General features: G+C 55.7%; 5 protein-coding genes and 1 pseudogene. 3 read left to right on the top strand and 3 right to left on the bottom strand.

Annotation, left to right across the window (positions count from 1 at the left end; genetic code table 11):
- Positions 1–189 (top strand): hypothetical protein (locus L8K25_RS22415; protein WP_242141242.1); only part of this gene is annotated, 189 nt, incomplete at its 5' end.
- Between the two features lie 917 nt (positions 190–1106).
- Here the strand turns inward: L8K25_RS22415 and L8K25_RS22410 are convergent.
- Both L8K25_RS22410 and L8K25_RS22405 read right to left on the bottom strand, forming a co-directional pair.
- Positions 1107–1844 (bottom strand): Crp/Fnr family transcriptional regulator, encoded by a 738-nt coding sequence (locus tag L8K25_RS22410; protein ID WP_242141241.1) that lies wholly within the window; start codon positions 1842–1844, stop codon positions 1107–1109.
- Positions 1845–2408: 564 nt separating this feature from the next.
- Positions 2409–2573 (bottom strand): annotated as a pseudogene (locus tag L8K25_RS22405) (IS3 family transposase); the annotation flags it as partial.
- A 23-nt stretch (positions 2574–2596) separates the two neighbouring features.
- Here L8K25_RS22405 and L8K25_RS22400 point away from each other — a divergent pair.
- Positions 2597–3271 carry an SDR family oxidoreductase gene (locus L8K25_RS22400; RefSeq protein WP_242141240.1) on the top strand — a complete coding sequence of 225 codons (675 nt, stop codon included), beginning with the start codon at positions 2597–2599 and terminating at the stop codon, positions 3269–3271.
- A gap of 230 nt (positions 3272–3501) precedes the next feature.
- Here L8K25_RS22400 and L8K25_RS22395 read toward each other — a convergent pair whose 3' ends face one another.
- Positions 3502–4269, bottom strand: a complete 768-nt coding sequence (locus L8K25_RS22395; RefSeq protein WP_242141239.1) for an SDR family NAD(P)-dependent oxidoreductase — start codon at positions 4267–4269, stop codon at positions 3502–3504.
- Positions 4270–4546: 277 nt separating this feature from the next.
- Between L8K25_RS22395 and L8K25_RS22390 the strand changes: the two genes are divergently transcribed.
- Complete coding sequence (locus tag L8K25_RS22390) at positions 4547–5008, top strand: VOC family protein (RefSeq protein WP_242141238.1); 462 nt, start codon at positions 4547–4549, stop codon at positions 5006–5008.
- Positions 5009–5110: the final 102 nt, after the last annotated feature.

The following is a 5110-nucleotide window of genomic DNA, read 5'->3' as shown; positions in this document are numbered from 1 at the left end:
ATGATCCCGCTCGTGGTCGAAAACCATCCGTACCGCGCGTTCGCGAACTTCCGGCGCAAACTTGTTCGTCGTCTTGCTCATACAGGCTCCACCTTTTCAGGAGTTGGAGCCTCCGGCAAACCCGGCGCGGTTCAAAGCGACCGTCAAGGCTCTCGATGGGGCCGTCCTGTTGCGGCTTGCCCGACGTAATATCGGGGCACTCCATCTGCCGGTTCCGCGCCCAGCGGACAATCGCTAGGCTGGGCAGCTCGGTCCCATTTTCGCTCACGACCATTAGCGGTTTGCGTGAATGGGCATGTTCGCATCAAGTTTGCGTTCCACCAGAGCTTCAGAACACGACGTGTTGAACACCAGCGGGAGGTTCTTGCGCGCAAAGTTATCGACGACAGAAAAGATGCGGATGCGTCGGCTGCAGATAAGCGTGTTGCTGAGGACGTCCGGGTTCTAACGCTGGTTCGGACCTCGCGGCAGCGTCATCGCTGCCCGCTGGCCCATCGCCGTTTGCGGCTGCGCCGGCGATGGGTCTGCAGGTTCTTGACGCAATACAGCCGCGGCAGCTTCTCGTAATTTATAACGATGCCCTCGCGAGTCAGCATGATCCCAGCAGCTGATAACCAAGACTGCAACGGCCAAGCGTCATATTGTGACGACGCGACCGAAGAGCGCCATAAATCATAACACTAATGCGCAAGCGATTGACTGCTGATTGAAACCAAATACGGTACACACCCAATGGTTGATAATTCCGAAGCGCTGCCGAACATCATACAGAACCTTGCGAATAAAATCAAGTCGGGCCATTATCTTTAAAGGAACTCTTTTATCACTGAATTGTTCAGTATTGTATTCATTATAGGTTGATTTATCCGGGCGTTCGCGTCCTCATTTTGCTCACCTGCAGCATTTTCATACCGCCCAGATCGTCTCTCACTTGCATAACATCTACCGCTCACACTGTGCTTGTGGAAACAGTTCGCTGTTAAAAGGCGCACCTAATCCTTACAAGCTATAGTTAGTATATCTTATTTGAGAGGGATACAGACAATATTTTTCACATTTCTATTAGACATTTATAGCTACAATTGTAATAATTGAATAGCATGAGTTTAGATTCTATGATTAATATTCTGCAAGTGTAAATATGCTTGATTAAAGTCAGCGAGCGTCCGGAGGCCATTTATATCCAATATGGAAATGCTTCGCCTCTCTCGCAATATCAGACCGACACGCATGAGTTCTTTTATTACACGGGTGACGTGAACTGGTGTCAGGCCTAAAGCGTCTCCAATATCCTCGGACGTCATGGCAAGCTTGTGGGTCGCCCCGGTGTGAAAACCAGCCATTTCGACGCGCAATGTGATCTCACATAACAGATGTGCGAGCCGTATCCGCGCGTTGCGGCGACCTATATTGGTTATCCATTCCCAAGCTATCGATGCATCGACAAATGTATCAAGCCAAAGAGCAAACATGATTTCATCATGCGACTGAGCAAGTACAAGCAACGCGCTTGTTGGTATTACTGCTATCGTAGCATCTGATAACGCCTGTACGCTATGATCATACATATTTAGCTGTAGGCTCTGTATATTGACGATATCTCCGGGCACCTGTATTGCGACGATCTGTCTACCACCATCACCAGCCACTTTCTGGCGAAATGTGAAGCCACTAAGTAGCACGTATGTGACGCTGATAGTTTCCCCGCTTCTAAACAAATAATCAGATCGACTCAGTTTCTTCAATGTAAAAGGCAAGTTCAGAAGGGAATTCTCACTAGCTAAGTCTATGGTGCTACGACGCCGTAACTTTGTCACCAGACGTTGAAGGGTGACATACTCCATATTAATTTCCTATAGCTAATAGTTGCACAAGGCGTCGTTTGACGTGAGCCTTACTGTCGACACTATTCCACGTCTGGCAGACTTATGCACCCGTCTAGCCCTATATTCTGCGAGAAGGCAATCGGCGGCAAGGCGCCGCTGACATTCGGTCACTAAGTGATACGTTCGCCATGACTGTCGATGCCGCCAAAGCCTAGTCGCGATGCATCACTTCATGGTCGCAAGCGTTCAGTACAACGTGCACCTCAGTTTGGTCACGGACCAGAAGGCGCAGTTCCGCTCCCCCTCGGGCGTAATCGCCAATGGGTCGACCAGCTTTTCCGTCGGCGGCACGCTGAGCGCGATCTTGAACGAACGGCCGCGTATTCCGCGATCGCTGCTTGGAAGTGGACTGACTGCTTTCCCCACCTATTGCCGCGCAGCAGCAATCTGCTAGCGCCCGTAGGGGTCGTCGCATCGACGTTAACGAATGGAAGAAGTTGGGAAGCGCCTAAGACGACTTGAACGTCTGGCTTTGGTGTGGGTTCAACGGATTGAGCTTCTGCCGGTCCCATGGACACCAAGTTAGGCTACACGAGCCTGCTTCTCGAAGTCCATGGGGCTGAGATAGCACAAGGTCGAGTGCCTGCGTGTGGGATTGTAGAAGCGTTCGATGTAATCGAACACGTCCTGCCTTGCCTGATTGGGCGTGCGGTAGGTTTTGCCTGCGATCCGTTCGGTCTTCAGCGATCGAGGCAGCAGGCGGGCGAGCATTGCCGCTGATCGTTGATGTGCGCGACGTGGACTCGATCCGTAAAGGCGTCGAGACGACGGTGGAGACGTTCGGGGACATCGACATCGTCGTCAACAATGCCTCGGCGATCTCGATGACCGGCACTTTGGCGACCGATCCGAAACGCTATGACCTCATGCACCAGGTCAACGGGCGTGGCACGTTCCCGACCTCGCAAGCCTGCATCCCGCATCTGCGCCGGTCGGCGAATCCGCACGTCCTGATGCTGTCGCCTCCGCTTGATTTGTCGCCCCACTGGTTCCAGGGGCACGTCGCCTACTCGATCGCCAAATACAATATGAGCCTGTGCGTGCTCGGCATGGCCGAAGAGTTCCGGAACGAAGGCATCGCGTTCAATGCGCTTTGGCCTCGCACCGCCATCGCTACTTCGGCAATCGAGTTTGCGTTATCAGGTGTACACACGCTGCGCTTCTGTCGTCGGCCGGAGATCATGGCCGATGCCGCCCACCGCGTGTTCACCAAATCGGCGCCCGACTTCACCGGGCAGTTCCTTATAGATGATACCTTCCTGTTCGAGGAAGGTGTGACCGACTTCTCCACCTACAGCGTGAAACCCGGCCAGCCGCTCATGCCGGATTTCTTCGTGCCCGCGGCCAGCGCTCCCCCACCTGGCGTCACCCTCGGTACGAGCTGACGCATCAGATAGCCGGTGTCACAACCGAACGGTTATGACACCCCGCAACGGCGGCTTTCGAGCGTTCCAATCCTAAAAGCTGACTGGCCGGAAAGTCTGCGAAATAAGACGTTCCGACCGGCTTGCCGGGCTCGCCCAGGCGTTCAGTCCGCACATATGAACAAGCGGCAGGTTTCGGGAAGCGAGGAGGTGCGCCTGAATGGCCGGGATTGGGTCTTAGCCGAAGCAGATCAGCTCATCTCTACACCCGTAAGGTCAGCTAATTTGGCGACCAGCCTTTCCTGGAAGCGCGTATCCGTAGCTTCAGCCGCGGGCTGTTGACGCTGTAGGTTGTGCCAATAGCCACCGCTGAACAGTGCCGTTGAATCATCGCTGACGGCGAGCCAACTCTGCGTGCGTTGCCCGGTCTTTTGATCAACTGGCGCGCCGGCGCCACCCATTCGCGTGCGCACCCACCCCGGATCGACCGCGTTGCTCAGTACGTTTGGGCAGCGCTGAGCGATAGCGAAAGCCAGTGCGACCATATGTAGCTTGCTCTCGGCATAAGCGCGAGAGCTGTCCCACGCGCGTGCCGTCCAGTCGATGTCCTCCAACGATCCCTCGCCTCCGCGATGCAAACTGCTGCTGAGATAAATGATCCGGGCGGGCCGCTCAATTAGCGCGGTCAGCATATAGGGTGCCAGCGTGTTCACCGCGAGCAGGGTGGGATGGCCGTCCGGCGTCGCGCCTCGCTCGGGCACGGCGTAGAGCCCGGCGTTGTGAATCACCGCATTCATATGGCCGATCGCGTTCACCTGATCCGCAATTCCGTGCACGTCCTGCGCGCTTGCCAGGTCGCCGATAACGACACCATCAACCTGTTCGCGTAACTTGCCCAGATCCGCAGCGCGCTGCGCAGAACGTGCATGCAGAACGACATGGTGCCCGTCAGAGAGAAGTGACTTCGCGGCCGCGAGGCCAAGGCCGTCGGTACTGCCGGTAATAAAGACCCGTGCCATGTCTACCCTTCCGCGACGTTGACCCGCCGCTATCGATGACCGACGATGGGTCTCCGCGGCCGCTGGTCGCCTGATCGCCGCATGACCAAGCTCGTCTGCTCCCAAGGTCTTTCGCATCCTGGAACCCGCTGTTTAAGAGGCTCAAAGCCTTTCCGTTTCTCCGTGTCCACCAACCCATATTGGGAATGTGTATGCGGGGAAGGGTTTTGGGAAAGCGGTTTACGATTGTGAACGGTCGCGTGGTAAGCACGGCCGACATACCAGTGAGAGGGCAGTAATGACGAACGCCGCAAACGTAATTGCCGTGGACCACACAGGCTTCGCTGTGTCGTCTTTGGACGAAGCCGTTCGGTTCTGGACGGGAGCGCTCGGTTTCACACTTGAGCGGCAATCGGAGATGGGGGGCGACTTCCTGCATCAGGTGACAGGTGTCGACGATCCGAGTGTGAAAACGGCGATCGTCAAGGCACAGGACGGCTACGTGGTCGAACTGTTGGAATATTCAAACGGGCTCCAGAACAGGACGGTGCCCAGCGGCGCGGGATCAATCGGAGCGGCCCACCTGGCTCTGACCGTAAGGGATATTCACGTCGCCATTGCCCGTGTCGAGGCAGCAGGATGGAAGGCGAAAGGCAAACCGCTGCCGATCCCGGGTGGTCCACGGAAGGGAACGTTGGTGGCCTACGTTTCAGGCCCCGATCATATCACGATAGAGCTTATGCAGCCGACAGCCAGTTAATGGGCCGGCAAAAGCTTTGCCGCCTCATCATCCCTTTGAAAGCTGGCGAGGCAGCGGGCAGGGCTGAGGCTCAGCACCTTCTTTGCTGCAATCCTGAATGGA

The organism is Sphingomonas sp. TREG-RG-20F-R18-01, from assembly GCF_022662475.1.
In the GTDB taxonomy this organism is placed as follows: domain Bacteria; phylum Pseudomonadota; class Alphaproteobacteria; order Sphingomonadales; family Sphingomonadaceae; genus Sphingomonas.
This window is presented reverse-complemented; position numbering and strand designations above follow the sequence as displayed.